This is a genomic window from Spirosoma aerophilum (assembly GCF_054782495.1).
This window is the reverse complement of the sequence record NZ_BAAGSJ010000013.1, coordinates 635,653-651,611: the sequence shown is the minus strand read 5'-3', so window position 1 is coordinate 651,611 and position 15,959 is coordinate 635,653. Positions and strand designations below refer to the sequence as shown.

Genomic DNA, 15,959 nt, shown 5'->3' with positions numbered 1-15,959 from the left:
CAACCCCTATTTCCCCATCCATTTCTTAAAATCCGTGGCTCGCTCCCGGCTAACCAGTACCTCTTCATCGGTATTGGGCTTGAGCGTAAGCTTTAGTTTATTATTAAAGTAAGGGTGTATCTGCTGCACTGAATTGATATCGACGATAAACTGGCGGTTCGCCCGGAAAAACTGTGCCGGATCGAGCATGGCTTCCAGTTCATCGAGGGTGTAATCCACCGAAAACTTCTGGTTGGTTCGGGTGCGGAAAAGGCTTATCCCCTCTTCAGAATGGAAGTAGGCAATGTCACTAACTTCAATGGGCACCCACTGCGACAGGTGACGCACCAGGAACCGGCGTCGGTGTTCGGCGGGCGCTACCTGCTGTCGGAGTTGCTGCACCAGCGCGTCGATAGAGAGCTGCGGGGCGGCTTCGGGAGTATAACCGGTACTCAGCCGCTTGTGTTTCTCCAGGCTGGCTTCGAGTTCATGTCGTTTGATGGGTTTAAGCAGGTAATCAATGCTGTTCACTTTAAAGGCCCTCAGCGCATATTCATCGTAGGAGGTTGTAAAGATAACCGGAGCCGTTACCGTGGTCTGCTCAAAAATCTCGAAGCTCTGGCCATCCGCCAGTTCAATATCCATCAGAATCAGATCCGGGGCCGATGGCTTCCCGGGCGAATTGGCCTGAAGCCAACTGACAGAAGCCCTTACGCTGGCAGCTGTTCCCACAATTTTCAGGGTCGGGTCAACATCCTGAAGCAGTTTTGTCAGTTTGCGAACCGCTAGTTCTTCATCTTCAATTATCAAAACGTTCATGCCGCCTTTAGGTCTATCTATACGCACTCGAAATGGTATAAATCTAGCAAATCATCCGACAAAGGCCCAAGAGCACCCGTCATCAAACCGACAAAGTAGCGGTTGAACCAGCACGAAGTTGCCATGAACTGTATACAATAAGTCCATCAAACAACCTTTCATCCCGTCAGAAGGTACTGATTGGGAATTATTTTTTACCAAAACGAACATTATACCCCAGATAAGGCAAAAAGCGAAACCGCTGTCCGTTATAGGCATTGTTATGTCCGTATAAAAGGCTGTATAACCCCAGGTCAAAGGCGTGCCGACTACGATCCAGTCGTAAGGCAAACGAAAAAGATGACCATTCAGAATGGTCATCGTAGTAAAAGTTATTCGTTCCCAGGTTGATTTGGGTATCGCTGATCAGCGATAGAAGGGGTGAGATTTTCTGCATAATACCGAGGGTGAAAAATACCTGATCCGGAATATTAACATCAAAATAGGAAGGCATTGACGAAGAGTAAATAGGTTGGCCATAGTAATAACGGATGTTTCCCCGGTTGATAAGACCAGCGCCAAGCGTAACATTTCGCTGGCTTGTCCCAATTGTCGCCAGTGCCTTGTAGGTCAACGCACCCCGTCTTTTGCTACTTAAGGCGTATCTGTCCAGGTAGGTTACGTTCACAGCAAACCGGAATCGATCACCAATCGGAAGTCTAAGCGTTGAAAAAAGCTGGGAATAGGTGGGCAAAAACCCATTGACTGCATAAAAGTCAGGAAGATACACATAAGTCCCCGGGGTTAAAAAAGTAGCTCCTACACTCCAGTTACGTGTAATCCCGTAACTAATTTCATTGAGGGCCACTAATGTGTTTCGGTAATACACTTGTCCTTTTTCGGGAGTAAAGGCGGTTTGCCCGGTCAACAACCAGGGCGAGAATTGGTTGGCGTAAACCCGATCGGTAGCCGCAAATTGACCCGTTGGCCCCTCCCGAAGCGTATCCACTCGCACAAGTAGTTCAGGCTCGAAATAAGTTAGCTGGTTATTTGACTTACGAACGGTAATCATGGTACTATCGCGCCGGATGAATTTCCCTTCAAGCCGGGAACCATCTTTCAGGATAAACACCGTAGTAACCGGGAGTTCGGCCAGGTTAGCCGTTTCCTTGGGCCGGGTGGCTGAAATACGCACGATTTGATCAGCCTCAACAAAGGATAGATACCCATCGTTTTTCCGGACGGCAATCATCGAACTATCCTGCCGTATGACGCGCCCCTGCAAGAAACTTCCGTCTCGCATGAGTAGATATGAACGCTTTCGCTGCGTATCCTGTGGGGTAATTTTTAAAAGTTGAGCAAAAAGTAGGCTCGGGCTCAGCAGCAATAAAAGGAGCGCTTTTTTCATATGGAGTGGTTCATGGATTCCCAATTACTGGGTCACCAGTTAATACAGGTTAAAAGATGGTCAAAAGACCCTATTTACCATTAAACCGTTGTACACAGGTTTGAAATTATATCCTTATTGCTGTAAGAGAATTGGCTTTCCTACCAAAAAATAAATTTGCGTTACCTGCGTAAAAAAGAAAGTCTAAAGGTTAACTAGGAATTACACGTCTTTACGTAAATTGTATAAAATATCAACATCTTTTTATTTTTAATCTCCACATAATACTATGCAGCACAAATACCACATCGGTGATCAGGTGATCTTTATCGATAATCAGTCTCGGCCAACCCTTGACGAGATAATTGATATTGACGCCCGGATAAATAACGATGGCCTATCCACACTTTATCTGCTTACGAATGGCCGACACTACCAGGAATCTGAACTACATCCTAGTCAGAAAGCGGCCAAGTCATTCTCTTTCAAGCATTTTAAAAAGCTTAAAACACGATTTGACGAGGCTGTTATGGCCTGATACTAGACAGCATATCCACTTGATTAACTCAATGAATACCCCTAGCCCGGTCACACTGACCGGGCTTTTTTACTGCCTGAATGAACCCTTCGGGAAATCAAATCATTAACAATAAAGCCACGTAACAGTGGTTTTATCAATCACTCAGGCAGATTATCCAGCCCCTGGCAAACGAATCTTTATACGGAGTTTGCCCAGTATTGAGTCGATGATAGTAAACGTAAGTACGCTCATGAGTCCTGTTGTCACACATACGGTCACCAACCGGCAATTATTTTTTCAGCACATCGCTCAGACCTCCGATTTCCCGTTAGCGCTGGAAATTGAGCGGGCCGAGGGTATATACCTTTATAGAGGAGGTGATCAGAAGTCGTATATGGACCTGATTTCGGGAATTGGTGTCAGTAATGTCGGCCATCGGCATCCCTGTGTGCTGGAAGCTATCCATAACCAGCTGGACAAGTACCTTCACCTGATGGTTTATGGCGAATATGTGCAGACGCCACAGACCGAGCTGGCTCAGGCATTGGTCCAAACCTTACCATCCCCCCTGGACACCGTCTATTTTACGAATTCCGGCACCGAAGCGGTTGAAGGGGCCATGAAACTGGCCAAACGATACACCGGGCGCACCGAGATCGTCAGTTGTTTCAACGCTTATCATGGATCAACCCAGGGCGCCCTTTCGTTGTCGGGCGACGAGAATTTCAAACGCAACTACCGTCCGCTCCTACCCGATATTCGGCATATTCATTTTGGCAATGTACCCGAACTTGATCAGATCACTCATCGGACAGCGGCTGTAGTGATGGAGGTGATCGGTGGCGAAGCGGGCGTACGCGTTCCCGATGCGCAGTACCTTCGGGCGGTCCGCCAGCGCTGCACCCAAACGGGTACGCTGTTGATCTTTGACGAGATACAAACTGGTTTTGGCCGGACGGGTACTTTTTGGGCGTTTGAGGGCTTTGGCGTTCAGCCCGATATTTTACTCTGCGCGAAAGGCATGGGCGGTGGTATGCCTATTGGGGCGTTTATCAGCTCGGCAGCCATCATGAACGTCTTCAGAAATAATCCCATTCTGGGCCACATCACCACCTTTGGCGGGCATCCGGTTTCCTGTGCGTCGTCGCTGGCCACGTTACGCGTTATTCTTGACGAAAAATTACATGAGCAAGCTGAAGGGAAAGGTCAGTTGTTCCGGCAGTTACTCAAACACCCGGCTATCCGGGAGATTCGTGGCAAAGGGCTGATGCTGGCGGTTGAGTTTGATTCATTCGATGTACTCAAACCCGTTATCGACCGCGCTATAGAAGGGGGCGTCATCACCGACTGGTTTCTGTTTTGCAACAACTCAATGCGCCTGGCCCCGCCACTCATTATTACAGAAGCTGAAATCAGAGAAGCCTGCTCAGTGATTCTTGAGGCCATCGATCCTGTGACAAAGGCCTAAGGAAACAGCACCGTGAGGGTGCCTACCAGCAGTGCAATGCCAAAGATGATCAATAAACCAATCAGCGCGGTTTTCACAATACTGCCCGACTTTTTGGGGGTTGAATTCGTCATAGAGTTCGTTTTATTCTGAGTTAGAAAAGAAAATCGGGCGGCTGCCTTACAACGGAATGTTTCCGTGTTTCTTCTTCGGCAAGGTAGCCACTTTATTTTCCAGCATCTTAAATGCCCGGATCAGTTTCTGACGGGTCTGGTCGGGCATGATCACTTCATCGACGTAGCCCCGGTGTGCGGCCCGATAGGGATTAGCGAACTTTTCGGTGTAATCCAGCACTTTCTCCTGCAATTTCGACTGAGGGTCTTCTGCTTCGGCGATTTCGCGTTTGAAGATAATTTCAGCAGCTCCGCTGGCTCCCATTACGGCAATTTCAGCCGATGGCCAGGCGTAGTTCATATCCGCACCAATGTGTTTGGAATTCATGACGTCGTAGGCCCCACCGTACGCTTTGCGGGTAATTACCGTGACGCGCGGCACCGTGGCTTCGCAGAAAGCAAATAGTAGTTTGGCGCCGTTGGTGATGATTCCGTTCCATTCCTGGTCAGTTCCGGGCAGAAAACCGGGTACATCTTCGAGCACCAGAAGCGGCACGTTGAAGCAGTCGCAGAAGCGAACGAAACGGGCGGCTTTTGTACTGGCGTGAATATCGAGCACACCCGCCAGCACCGCCGGTTGGTTTCCAACGATACCAATGCTCCGGCCACCGATCCGGGCGAACCCGCAAACAATATTTTCGGCAAAATTCTTGTGAACCTCCATGAAGCTGCCTGTATCGACCAGTTCCTCGATCACCTCACGCATGTCGTAGGGTTGGTTCGGATTGTCGGGAATGATAGCGTTCAGCGCCGACCGAAGTTCGTTGGCGGGTTCGTAGGCCAACATCGGCGGTTCATCTTCGCAGTTTTGCGGGATATAACTCAGCAGCTGCTTGAGCGATTGAATACAGGCCAGTTCATTGGCGCAGGAAAAATGTGTAACGCCCGATTTCGTACTGTGCGTACTGGCTCCTCCCAGCTCCTCGGCGGTAACCGACTCATGCGTAACCGTCTTTACTACGTTTGGCCCCGTCACGAACATGTAGCTGGTATTCTCGACCATAAAAATAAAGTCGGTGATAGCCGGGCTATAAACCGCGCCCCCCGCACAGGGACCCATGATGGCCGATAGTTGCGGGATAACCCCCGACGCCCGCGTGTTGCGATAAAAAATATCCGCATACCCCGCCAGCGACAAAACACCTTCCTGAATACGCGCCCCCCCCGAATCGTTCAGCCCGATCAACGGGGCACCGTTTTGCAGAGCCAGGTCCATCAGCTTACAGATTTTCTCAGCGTGGGTTTCTGACAACGCTCCACCGAACACGGTAAAGTCCTGCGCAAAAACGTACACTAGGCGGCCATCGACAGTACCATACCCCGTTACAACGCCGTCGCCTAAATAGTGCTCTTTGTCCATGCCAAAGTCGCGGGTGCGGTGCATAACGAACTTACCGATTTCTTCAAACGAGCCCTCATCCATCAGCAACGCAATCCGTTCCCGAGCGGTGAGTTTCCCCTTTTTATGTTGAGCATCAATCCGTTTTTGTCCGCCACCGAGTTCAGCTTCGGCATTCTTGCTGGCCAGAATTTCAGTTTTTGACAGTTTTGGATTTATGTCGGAATGCGTATCAGGACGGGTTTCAGTCTGCATGAGGTTTTCGGTATCGAAATCAAGTAGGAACAAAGTTAATTTTTCTTGCGGATTCCAACGTTTTCATCTGTTCTTGTCTCCTGTATTTATTTATCAGACTACGTTCATGAACCGATATCTACACCCGTACTTTTGGCTGACCGCTTGCTTCCTCCTCGACAGTTGTGGTCGCCCTTATGCGCCTACTCCACCCACTACCGGCGATGTGTACCGGCCGGTCTATGCGCCTTTTGCCGACGTCCGTTCGATACAGACGCTGGCCCCACAGCCCTTGAAAAACGTGGGCAAAATTTATGTCAAAGACAAATATCTCTTCATCAATGAGCCAGGCCGGGGTATTCATATTCTGGATAATAGCAATCCTGAAAAGCCAGTCAACTTATCATTCATTGCCATTCTGGGTAATCAGGAATTAGCAATAAAGGACAGCGTTCTCTACGCCGACAACGTGACGGACCTTGTTGCGCTCAACATTGCTAATCCGGCCAATGTGCGGATGGTGAAACGGATCGAAAACGCTTTCGACTATAACGCCTATCCGCTGGCGACCAACATTCGTTTTGAATGCGCTGACCCTACTAAAGGTGCGGTAATCCGTTGGGAGAAAACTACCCTCGCAAACCCACAATGTTATCGGTAAACAACTACGCCACACGCATGAAACAATTCATCTACCTGTTCACACTTCTGGGGTTGCTGGCTTCCTGTTCAAAAGACAGCGGCAGCGACGCCCCTTCGCCGGGTTCAGGCATTGGTGGGTCCACAGCCCGCTTTACCATCAGCGGCAACACCCTGTATACCGTTAGCAACACGGCTTTGCAAGCCTACGATATTACCACAAGCAGCGTACCCCAGAAGGGCAGCAAAACGTCCCTCGGCTTTGGCGTCGAAACAATATTCCCCTACCGGAACAACCTGTTCATTGGCACCCAGACGGGTATGTATATCTATGATATTAACCAGCCCAACGCCCCTAAATCAGTGGGTTTGTATACCCATGTGCTCAGTTGCGACCCCGTTGTTGTGCAGGGAAATTATGCCTATGTAACCACCCGGAGCGGCACCAACTGCCGCAATCAGTCGGTTTCCGTCAACAATCTGGATATCATTGATATCAGCAATCTGGCCGCCCCAAAACTGGTGCGAAGTTATCCAATGACCAATCCACACGGCCTGGGTGTCGATGGCAATCTGCTGTTTGTGGGCGAGGGTGATTACGGCCTTCGGGTGCTGGACATTAGCGACCCGATGAACATGAAGGAACTGGAATACTTTTACAACACAAAAACCTACGACGTGATACCGGCAAAAAAACAGCTGATTGTCACGGGTCCCGAGGGTATCTATCAGTACAGCTACGCCGACATCACCCAACTGAAACTGCTCAGCACCATCCCTGTTCAGCCATGAGAATGTCACGCCTGGTTGCTTTGCTAACCCTTTTGAGCGCGGGCCCCCTGTCTCTACTGGCTCAACCCATTTCCCGGCTGCCCACGCTAGAGACCGAACGCGAGCCAAAGTGGGTTGTTCAGTTCGCACCACTCAGCTTATTCGACCCCAGCAATACCATTCAGTTCGGTGTTGAACGCATGATTGGTCAGCGGCAGTCGATTCATATTGAAGCGGGTTATGGCTGGCAGGGAATGAATCTCTGGCAGACGTCTACCAGCACCCGGTATACAAACACCGAAAACTGGCGCGGCCGCATCGAATGGCGGTACTATTGGCGGGGCGGACCTATTGGCCCCTACGTGGCAATGGAGGGACTTTTCAAACAAGTTACCGCCCGTGAACAGGGCACAGTTGGCGTTGGGTGCGATCTGGGAGACTGCCAGTATTATCAGCGTTTCTCTTCACCCATTACCAAACACGTTTGGGGCGGTCACGTTAAATTCGGCCGGCAGTTTTTCCTTTCTCCGAACCATCGGCTGGTGGGCGACTTTTACGGTGGTCTGGGGGTCCGTTGGCGTAGTCTTGATCGGTATGTCCAGCCAGCAAACTATTATTATTACGAATCCAGAGGTTTTACCCTGTTTGACCCCTTTACCAATTCTCCCTATCCAATCATCAGCCTTTCATACGGTATAAAGCTTGGCTATGCCTTCTAGTCAATTAACCCATTGATTGGACAGCAAGCCTTCTCTGGGCAAAAAATGACTTTCTTTGCAAAAACTTCGACAGATTTCCGCTTGAGAGTCCGTACCGTTTTGTTGCTTCTGGTCTTTCTGTGGCCTGTTCTAACGGTCGCTCAGCCGCTGGGTGGGCAACGTATCTTTTCGTTTCTCGACCTGCCGACCCACGCCCGGGTAGCGGCTCTGGGTGGGCAGGTTGCCACGGCCACCCGGCCGGATGGAGCCTATCATCTGAACAACCCGGCCCTGGCCGACTCTGTCGAAAAAAACCAACTGTCGATAAGCCTGATGCCTTATCTGGCCGCATCCAAATATTATACGCTTCAGTACGGCCTGCCGATCCAGCGAAAGGGAACAGATCGGTTTTCGGGCTGGGCTTTGGGGGTACAGTATCTGAGTTACGGACAGTTTGCCCTCACCGACCCGACGGGCAATACGTTGGGGACCTTTTCGGCCAACGATTATGCGCTAAGCCTGAGCCACGCACGCACAGAAGGCAATTTCACGCTTGGGGCAACCATCAAAGCGGTTGGCTCATCTATTGAAAGTTATTCAGCGTTTGGTATTCTAGCCGATATTGGCGGCATCTGGCGGCACCCTAAAAAGAACCTGACGTTTGGCCTGGTAGCCAAAAACGTTGGCTACCTCCTAAAAAACTACGGCCCGCTGGATGCCGACCTCCCTTTCGATTTACAGGCTGGCGTGACCATCAAGCCCGAACACGCACCCATTCGTTTAACGGTGACGGCCCATCATCTTCAGCGTTTTGATATTAGCTATACCGACCCCAACCTGAACATTCGCTATGATTTGAGCGGCAACCCAATTCCTCCAACCACAAGCGTAACGGAGAAAATAGCCCGTCACTTAAGTATTGGGGCTGAACTGCTCATTCATCGAAACGTTCATTTGTTAATTGGTTATAATCATCAGAAACATCAGGAAGGTAAATTAACGACAGCCGGTGCCGGTGCCGGTGTTTCCTTTGGGGCATCGGTACAGGCAAAGGCCTTTCAGCTTACCTACGGACGATTCACCACGGCCCCCACGGCGGGCACCAGTCAGTTGTCTTTACGAATAGATCTGGAACGATTGATGCGGTAAGGAATGGATTGGGTTACCGGTAGATTTTCGCTCGCTATTGAGCCATTTTTTAATTTCCTGCGTTTCTTTACGGAGGAGCGCTCAACTTGCTCCGTATTTTCAATGACCCAATTACTCAAAGACCTTACTCCCCGGCAAATAGTTGCCGAACTGGATCAGTACATCATCGGCCAGCACGACGCTAAACGGAATGTAGCCATCGCCCTTCGCAATCGCTGGCGCCGAATGAATAGCGCAGCCGATATGCAGCGCGAGATTACGCCAAACAACATCCTGATGATTGGCGCTACGGGTGTCGGTAAGACCGAAATTGCCCGTCGGTTAGCCAAAATTGCCGATGCCCCGTTCATAAAAGTTGAAGCTTCCAAATTTACCGAAGTAGGCTACGTTGGCCGCGACGTCGAAAGCATGGTGCGCGATCTCGTTGAACAGTCTGTCAATATGGTCCGGGCCGCCAAGAAAGAGGCTGTTCAGGTTAAAGCGCAGCAGCTGGTAGAAGATGCAATACTGGATATACTGATCCCCCCTGTTAAGCCTGTCAATGGCCAAATGGGCTTCGAGAACGAGAAAAAAGATGCCGATACCGAACTGAACGAGCGCACCCGCGAACGGTTCCGGGAGAAAATCCGATCCGGCGAGATGGACGACCGCAAAATCGACATCGATGTGCAGCAAAGCCAGACACCCAACATCGGTATCATGGGCGGAGCCATTGACGACATGTCAATGATGAACATTCAGGAGATGATTGGCGGCATGATGCCCAAAAAAGGCAAAAAGCGCAAAGTAAGCATTGCCGAGGCCCGCAAAATTCTGCTGGAAGAAGAAGCGGCCAAGCTTATCGACATGGATGAAGTGAAGGAAGAAGCCATCCGTAAGGCTGAAGATGCCGGCATCATCTTCATCGACGAGATCGACAAAGTAGCCTCCGCCCGATCAGGTAATGGCGGTGGCGGTCCTGATGTGAGTCGTGAAGGTGTTCAGCGCGATCTGTTGCCCATTGTAGAAGGCAGTGCCGTGAACACCAAGTATGGCGTTATTCATACCGATCACATTTTGTTCATTGCCGCCGGGGCTTTCCACGTAGCCAAACCCAGCGACCTGATTCCTGAACTACAGGGTCGTTTTCCGATTCGGGTGGAGTTGCAAAGTCTTTCGGAAGATGATTTCTATCAGATTCTGAAAGAACCCAAGAATGCCCTAACGAAGCAGTATGAAGCGATGCTACAGGCCGAAAACGTCGACCTCACCTTTCAGGACGATGCTTTGCGCGAGCTGGCCCGGATTGCCTTTGAGGTAAATAGTGACGTGGAGAATATTGGTGCCCGTCGGTTGCAAACGGTGTTGAGTCATTTGATGAACGACTTTATGTTCGACATCCCCGATGTGATTGGCGCCAACGCTCATGTGGTCGTAACGAAAGAGCTTGTTAACGAAAAACTGAATGGTCTGGTGAAAAACCGGGATTTGAGTCAATTTATTTTATAGAACTGAGTGAAATTGTCAACAACAGCAGGTAGATGAGCTTTTTTATACCTGTGAAAATTCACCCTGATGATCGCGATCATCAGGGTGAATTTTTGACCATAGGCACCGGATTATCTTGCTGAAGCAGGAAGCTTTATGATAAATTCGCTTCCTTCCCCCTCCTTGGTATCCACGGTCATCTCTCCGCCATGACCTTTGGTTACAATATCATAGCTCAGACTTAACCCAAGTCCTGTTCCTTCACCAGCTGGCTTAGTTGTAAAAAAGGGATAAAAAATTTTCTCAACAACCCAGGTTGGAATGCCCGTACCATTGTCGCGTACCCGTATTATAACCTGCTTCCCCACAATCTGCGTACTCACCCAAATGGTCGGATCGTAGTCGGCTTCTCCTTCAAATTGGCGCTGGCGAATGGCATAAAAAGCGTTGTTGTAAAGATTCAAAAATACCCGTCCCATGTCCTGCGCCACTACGTCGACCAACGGCAGATTGGCATCCAGGTCAGTAACAAGCCGGCAGTTGAACGGTATAGGCAAATCATCATTACCCTTTGCTTTCATACCGTGATAGGCTAACCGCAGATATTCATCGGCCAGAGCGTTGAGGTTGGCAGGACCTTTCTCGCCGGTACTGGCACGGCTGTGCTCCAGCATGCTTCGCACGATGGCCCCCGCTCGTTGACCATGATGCGTGATCTTTTTCAAATTCTGCCGCAGGTTTACCACAATTTCCTGAGCGTTTTCTTTATCCGAATCGGGTAGCTGCTCCAGTGGCCCCTCCTGTAGTTCCTCAAGGAGCTCAGCGCTCACTTCAGAAAAGTTGTTGACAAAATTGAGCGGATTCTGAATCTCATGGGCGATACCGGCGGTGAGTTCACCCAGACTGGCGAGTTTTTCTTTTTGTATAAGCTGGACCTGGGTAGATTTTAGCTCGACAAGCGCGTTCTCTGCTTTTTGCCGTTGCACACTGATTTCGTCGCGTTGTTTCTGGAGTAATCCGTTTGCTTTCTGTTTCTGTCTATTGTTGCGGTAAAGGATCAGTGCAACAAGCACCAGAACAAAAATGCTTCCGGCGAGGGCATATAGGGTCATACGGATCCGGTAAGCCTCTTCCAGACGCTGAGCATCTTCCAGACGCATTTTCTCAGCGAACTCGATATTTTGGAAGTTTTTAACCTTTTCCTCATTGATCAGACTGTCCTTGGCAGTAATGGCAAGCTTCAAATCGGCCAAAGCCTGCCGTGGGTTGGTCGGCTCGTGCAGTTCCGACAAAAATGCATACGCATTGGCTTCTTTCCTCAGCAAGTGGCTCGATTTAGCCACCTGCAAGGACTTACTCGCATAATGGATAGCAGAATCGAGTTGATTTGTTTTTTGAAAAACTTCGGCCAGTTCATAATACATCTGACTCAGCAGGCGATTGTCGCCAAGGGCCGTGCAGGCCGGAATACTACGTCGGTAATAATTCAATGCCTGCGGATACCGCCCCATCTGCTTATAGACGTTAGCCAAATTCGACAGTTCAATATAAATGTCCTTGCTGTTACGTCTGACGCCCAGACCGTACGCTAGCTGGTCGTACTTTAAGGCCGAGTCGAGTTTGGTCTGATTGGCATAGTTATAGCCCAGGTTTAAAATAGCCATCTGACGTAGTTCGTCATTGTTTAACTGATCGGCGAAAAACCGGGCTTTGTTGAAATACTCAATTGATTTTGACCAATTGGCTTGCTCTACGTAGAGATTACCCATGTTGTTGTAAGTTCGGGCAAGCACTTCCAGATCATTTTGCACTTCGGCAACACTAATAGCGGCCAGGTGCGCCTGCAGTGACCGGTCATAGTTGCCCGTAATTCTAAAAATTGTTCCTATCCGGTTGAGCACGCGCGCTTCACCTCGCTGGTAACCAATTTTCTGCGCTATCCGTAACCCCTCCTGACTATGCTGCATTGCAATAAAAGGTTGCGAATACATTAGGGTACGGCCTAGTTGTTCAAGTATGAGTACGCGGGTAGTGTCGGGCAGGGGCTGACTCAGACGTTTCTGGAGACTGTCGGACAGACTTTGCTGGGCAGTAGCGGCCCGGCACCACAGGCAAAAACAGGCAAAAATCAGGTAGGAACGCATAAGAGGAGATCGTGTAGTGGCCAAAGATAAATCAAGTATAGACTTAGACAGCCCCATCTGACTATATTTGTTTCAGCCTCAAAGACTTCCTTCTATGAAACACATCCTCTTTCTGACACTTTTCAGCCTTTTTTCCAGTGTAGCCACCGCCCAGAAGCTTCACGTCATTTATATAATGGAGCCGGATGATGTCAGCATGGGGCTCATCAATTTACGAAATGACACACTGATAACGGATATGGTCCACACGATCCAGAGGGGGCTAAATTTTTCAATGACCATCACGCGACTTTCCCCAAACAGCTTTACCCAAAAGGCTGTTCAGGAAACGCTGAGCCGACTAAATACCCACCCGCGGGATGTCATCATTGTCTATTATAGCGGTCATGGTTTACCATCGGGTAATGCGGCCAACCAATTTGCCAACTGGCAACTGAACGATGGTCTTAAGAGAGGCCTTCCTGTCGATTCGGTCGCAGCCTGGGTGCGGGCTAAGTCGGCCCATTTAGGGTTGATCCTTGCCGACTACAGCCCGGAAGCAGTCAAAACATACCAAGCCATGGCCTTGGTGGGGCGCACCGTCGATTTGAGTCGGGAAGTACTACGGCAGTTGTTTGTCCGCACTTGTGGTTTGGTGGTGTTTGGCAGTGCGGCTTCTACAAAACCTTCTTACATGCGGATTGGCCCGCCGGAAAGTGCAGGGACTGGGGCCAACCTGGAGGAAATTAGCAGTTCAGCCTTTGCGGGGAGCTTAAGTTTGGCATTAAAGGATCTTTGTCAAATGAATCCTGGTGAACTACCCACCCTTTCATTTAAAAGCTGGAAGAGCAAGACACAAATGTACGTAAATAGGTCCATCAATGACCCTTATGAACAAATCGTAGTGCTTGACGAGCGATTGTGTCCGTCATCAAATTCGTCAACCAGTCGACAACCGACAAGGCAACCTTCAAGTAACAGCCAATTCCTGAATGCATCGTTGATCCAAACGACAGAGGCCGCGTCGGCAGCGGCCCGTTGGCAGGGTCTACTGGACGATGAGCAAGCGTATGGTCTTCTGCCTCAGAAAGTACCCGTTCTGAACGCCAAAATCATTCCTGTCCGAAAAGACCTTTCGGCCTACGCGCCACCGGTTATTTCGCAGGGCGACAAAGCTACTTGTGTGGCCATTTCAATTGGCTACTACATGCGGTCTATCCTGGAGGCCCATCGGCGAAATCTGACGAACAAAGCGGAGATTTTGAAATTAAGTTACTCGCCTTTTTACCTGTACAATCAGGTTAAAGACTATTATGACCAAAATTGTACGTTTGGCGTAGATGCGGGGGCAGTGCTGGATTACCTCAAAAATTATGGTTTACCTCCTTTTTCAGACGCCCGGTTTCAGGACCCTAACCTCTGCCTGAAAGACCGGCCAAATCTACAAGCTGCCAAGTCTTCAGCCCGTATTCTGGATTATGTAAAACTATTCCGGATTACGGAAGACGAGGCCACTAAAATTCGGATCACCAAACAGGCATTGGCCGAGAATGCGCCGGTGGTGGTAGGTATCCAAACCACCAACTCGATGCAGGAACTGGCTTTTCGAAGGACGGCTTTAAAAAACCTGGCAAGGGGCGTTCAGGAGTTGATCTCTAACGATGGCAGCACCCGTACCGCCAGCTCCTGGAAGCCTTTCGACGCTAACTCACTCTCTTTCGGTCATGCCATGTGTGTGGTAGGCTATGACGATAAAATATTGAACGGGAAGGGAGCCTTCAAGATCATAAATAGTTGGGGAAAACTGTGGGGCGACAATGGCTATTTTTGGATGTCCTACCAGAATTTCGGGCAGTTTGCCAAATATGGGTACCAGGCCTACTTACCGCCAGCTGGTGATTATACCACCAAATCCTTTGACGTTGACCTGGCCATTTTTTCGGGGATAGACCAGCAGAGTCGATATCCTTTCCGCACCGAAAAACTGCGTAATAACTATACAAACTACACATTGGCCAGGCCAATGCGCACCAATGAAAAGTTTAAGTTCAGCATCAAAACGAACCGTCCCACTTATCTGTACCTGATCTCGGCCAGCTCCACAACCGACACGGTTCTTCAGCAAATGCCCTCACAGGGATATAAGCTTCTTGTTCCTGCAAAAAACCAGATGGTTTACCCGGAAAAAGACTTCCTGAGGCCAGAGGGCCCCCCAGGTAAGGAATTCCTGCTGTTTCTTTTCTCCTCTTCCGAAATTCCCGCTCAGCAATTGGATGATTACAGACGCTGGCTCCAGCAAACACAAAAAAGCCCTTTCTCTCAACGCTTTGCCGATCCTTCAGGCACCCAATATTTGGGGGGGCCAATGGCCTCAGCCGTAAGGACAAACTTTAAGCTTAAGAAAATAGGCTTTTTGCATCCTGTAAACCCGAAAGTAATTTGGTCACAGAACAAACTCATTGTGCCGGTTTTAGTGACGATCGATCACCGCCCCTAGACGTCATTTTTTTCGACCCCAGACGAGATATCCGATCAGGACGCCAATCACCAGACCAATCAAGATAGAAACAATATCCAGATTACCCATTAGTCCACCCCCATCACGACCGCCGGCCTGATCGGGTCCAGCAGCCAATACGGGTGCTGCAATTGAGCAAAGTGCTGCAGAAATAATTTTTTTCATGATGCAGTGAATGAAATAGTTAAGAGAAGTCTAAATGTATACAAGCTAAAGCGGAAATCCTCATTTGCCGCTGAAAGGTTATAACCGAACGCTCCGTGAATATTTTATTTAAAAGGCATTGATGGCCCAAACCAGGGCGGACGATTAACAGGCTTTCCCATAAAAGGGCCAGGGAAGGCCAAATCAGGCATAAATTCGCCCATTTCGGGTTGATGGGTATGGTTTACAGGATCCATTTTATGTAGAGTGGCTTGTTTAGCTTTCGGCATTATTTTACCAACGGGCGGCACTGAACGTAAATCACCAGGCACTACGTAGGTGCGCCGATAAAACCCGGCGGTATCCCGCTCTTCGATTATGAAAAAACTACCGCTTCCAACATCGGGCATTGTAACCCGTTCGACCGGTATCGACTGCGAATGGGCTGTCTTTGCACACATAAAAATACCGGCGGCTAACGAAATGTATGAGAGGGAAATATTCATCAGCTTAATGGATAAAAGTCGTTGGATACAACCCGGATTAGTCCCGAAAACTATTCACACAAATTAA

The 15,959-nt window shown here is 49.4% G+C and carries 14 protein-coding genes; 8 read left to right on the top strand and 6 right to left on the bottom strand.

What is annotated here, in order from left to right:
- Positions 1-6 precede the first annotated feature (6 nt).
- Together ACYVK4_RS14230 and ACYVK4_RS14225 are read right to left on the bottom strand one after the other, a co-directional pair.
- Positions 7-798 carry a LytR/AlgR family response regulator transcription factor gene (locus ACYVK4_RS14230; protein WP_461128185.1) on the bottom strand — a complete coding sequence of 264 codons (792 nt, stop codon included), beginning with the start codon at positions 796-798 and terminating at the stop codon, positions 7-9.
- 187 nt (positions 799-985) lie between these two features.
- The gene (locus ACYVK4_RS14225) at positions 986-2,185 is read right to left on the bottom strand and encodes a hypothetical protein (RefSeq protein WP_461128184.1); all 1,200 of its coding nucleotides are present in this window, start codon (positions 2,183-2,185) and stop codon (positions 986-988) included.
- Positions 2,186-2,453: 268 nt separating this feature from the next.
- On the opposite strand from ACYVK4_RS14225, the gene ACYVK4_RS14220 reads away from it, so the two are divergent.
- Positions 2,454-2,702, top strand: a complete 249-nt coding sequence (locus ACYVK4_RS14220; RefSeq protein ID WP_461128183.1) for a hypothetical protein — start codon at positions 2,454-2,456, stop codon at positions 2,700-2,702.
- Positions 2,703-2,934: 232 nt separating this feature from the next.
- The gene (locus tag ACYVK4_RS14215; RefSeq protein WP_461128182.1) at positions 2,935-4,152 is read left to right on the top strand and encodes an aspartate aminotransferase family protein; all 1,218 of its coding nucleotides are present in this window, start codon (positions 2,935-2,937) and stop codon (positions 4,150-4,152) included.
- A gap of 159 nt (positions 4,153-4,311) precedes the next feature.
- Here ACYVK4_RS14215 and ACYVK4_RS14210 read toward each other — a convergent pair whose 3' ends face one another.
- Complete coding sequence (locus ACYVK4_RS14210; RefSeq protein ID WP_461128181.1) at positions 4,312-5,898, bottom strand: acyl-CoA carboxylase subunit beta; 1,587 nt, start codon at positions 5,896-5,898, stop codon at positions 4,312-4,314.
- A 106-nt stretch (positions 5,899-6,004) separates the two neighbouring features.
- Between ACYVK4_RS14210 and ACYVK4_RS14205 the strand changes: the two genes are divergently transcribed.
- From ACYVK4_RS14205 to hslU, 5 genes are all read left to right on the top strand, one after another.
- Complete coding sequence (locus tag ACYVK4_RS14205; protein ID WP_461128180.1) at positions 6,005-6,538, top strand: hypothetical protein; 534 nt, start codon at positions 6,005-6,007, stop codon at positions 6,536-6,538.
- Between the two features lie 17 nt (positions 6,539-6,555).
- On the top strand, positions 6,556-7,308 hold the full coding sequence (locus ACYVK4_RS14200) for an LVIVD repeat-containing protein (protein WP_461128179.1): 753 nt from the start codon (positions 6,556-6,558) through the stop codon (positions 7,306-7,308).
- A complete protein-coding gene (locus ACYVK4_RS14195) occupies positions 7,305-8,006 on the top strand; it encodes a hypothetical protein (protein WP_461128178.1) in 702 nt (233 codons plus the stop codon). The genes ACYVK4_RS14200 and ACYVK4_RS14195 overlap by 4 nt, the downstream gene beginning before the upstream one ends.
- Before the next feature lie 81 nt (positions 8,007-8,087).
- Positions 8,088-9,134: a type IX secretion system protein PorQ gene (porQ, locus tag ACYVK4_RS14190; protein ID WP_461128177.1), complete on the top strand. Its 1,047-nt coding sequence runs from the start codon at positions 8,088-8,090 to the stop codon at positions 9,132-9,134.
- Between the two features lie 102 nt (positions 9,135-9,236).
- A complete protein-coding gene (hslU, locus tag ACYVK4_RS14185; protein WP_461128176.1) occupies positions 9,237-10,622 on the top strand; it encodes an ATP-dependent protease ATPase subunit HslU in 1,386 nt (461 codons plus the stop codon).
- Positions 10,623-10,732: 110 nt separating this feature from the next.
- Here the strand turns inward: hslU and ACYVK4_RS14180 are convergent, their stop codons facing one another.
- Complete coding sequence (locus ACYVK4_RS14180; RefSeq protein WP_461128175.1) at positions 10,733-12,745, bottom strand: tetratricopeptide repeat-containing sensor histidine kinase; 2,013 nt, start codon at positions 12,743-12,745, stop codon at positions 10,733-10,735.
- A gap of 94 nt (positions 12,746-12,839) precedes the next feature.
- Here ACYVK4_RS14180 and ACYVK4_RS14175 point away from each other — a divergent pair, with 94 nt between their 5' ends.
- A complete protein-coding gene (locus ACYVK4_RS14175; RefSeq protein WP_461128174.1) occupies positions 12,840-15,221 on the top strand; it encodes a C1 family peptidase in 2,382 nt (793 codons plus the stop codon).
- A gap of 3 nt (positions 15,222-15,224) precedes the next feature.
- Here ACYVK4_RS14175 and ACYVK4_RS14170 read toward each other — a convergent pair whose 3' ends face one another.
- On the bottom strand, positions 15,225-15,407 hold the full coding sequence (locus ACYVK4_RS14170) for a hypothetical protein (RefSeq protein WP_461128173.1): 183 nt from the start codon (positions 15,405-15,407) through the stop codon (positions 15,225-15,227).
- A gap of 104 nt (positions 15,408-15,511) precedes the next feature.
- The gene (locus tag ACYVK4_RS14165) at positions 15,512-15,892 is read right to left on the bottom strand and encodes a hypothetical protein (protein ID WP_461128172.1); all 381 of its coding nucleotides are present in this window, start codon (positions 15,890-15,892) and stop codon (positions 15,512-15,514) included.
- Between the last annotated feature and the right edge of the window lie 67 nt (positions 15,893-15,959).

Bases quoted from the DNA above. Each gene is read 5' to 3' on its own strand.
- ACYVK4_RS14220 (WP_461128183.1), top strand. From the start codon at position 2,454: ATGCAGCACAAATACCACATCGGTGATCAGGTGATCTTTATCGATAAT.
- ACYVK4_RS14195 (WP_461128178.1), top strand. From the start codon at position 7,305: ATGAGAATGTCACGCCTGGTTGCTTTGCTAACCCTTTTGAGCGCGGGC.
- ACYVK4_RS14210 (WP_461128181.1), bottom strand. From the start codon at position 5,898: ATGCAGACTGAAACCCGTCCTGATACGCATTCCGACATAAATCCAAAA.
- ACYVK4_RS14200 (WP_461128179.1), top strand. From the start codon at position 6,556: ATGAAACAATTCATCTACCTGTTCACACTTCTGGGGTTGCTGGCTTCC.
- hslU (WP_461128176.1), top strand. From the start codon at position 9,237: ATGACCCAATTACTCAAAGACCTTACTCCCCGGCAAATAGTTGCCGAA.
- ACYVK4_RS14230 (WP_461128185.1), bottom strand. From the start codon at position 798: ATGAACGTTTTGATAATTGAAGATGAAGAACTAGCGGTTCGCAAACTG.
- ACYVK4_RS14170 (WP_461128173.1), bottom strand. From the start codon at position 15,407: ATGAAAAAAATTATTTCTGCAGCACTTTGCTCAATTGCAGCACCCGTA.
- ACYVK4_RS14180 (WP_461128175.1), bottom strand. From the start codon at position 12,745: ATGCGTTCCTACCTGATTTTTGCCTGTTTTTGCCTGTGGTGCCGGGCC.
- ACYVK4_RS14225 (WP_461128184.1), bottom strand. From the start codon at position 2,185: ATGAAAAAAGCGCTCCTTTTATTGCTGCTGAGCCCGAGCCTACTTTTT.
- ACYVK4_RS14175 (WP_461128174.1), top strand. From the start codon at position 12,840: ATGAAACACATCCTCTTTCTGACACTTTTCAGCCTTTTTTCCAGTGTA.
- ACYVK4_RS14205 (WP_461128180.1), top strand. From the start codon at position 6,005: ATGAACCGATATCTACACCCGTACTTTTGGCTGACCGCTTGCTTCCTC.
- ACYVK4_RS14165 (WP_461128172.1), bottom strand. From the start codon at position 15,892: ATGAATATTTCCCTCTCATACATTTCGTTAGCCGCCGGTATTTTTATG.
- ACYVK4_RS14215 (WP_461128182.1), top strand. From the start codon at position 2,935: ATGAGTCCTGTTGTCACACATACGGTCACCAACCGGCAATTATTTTTT.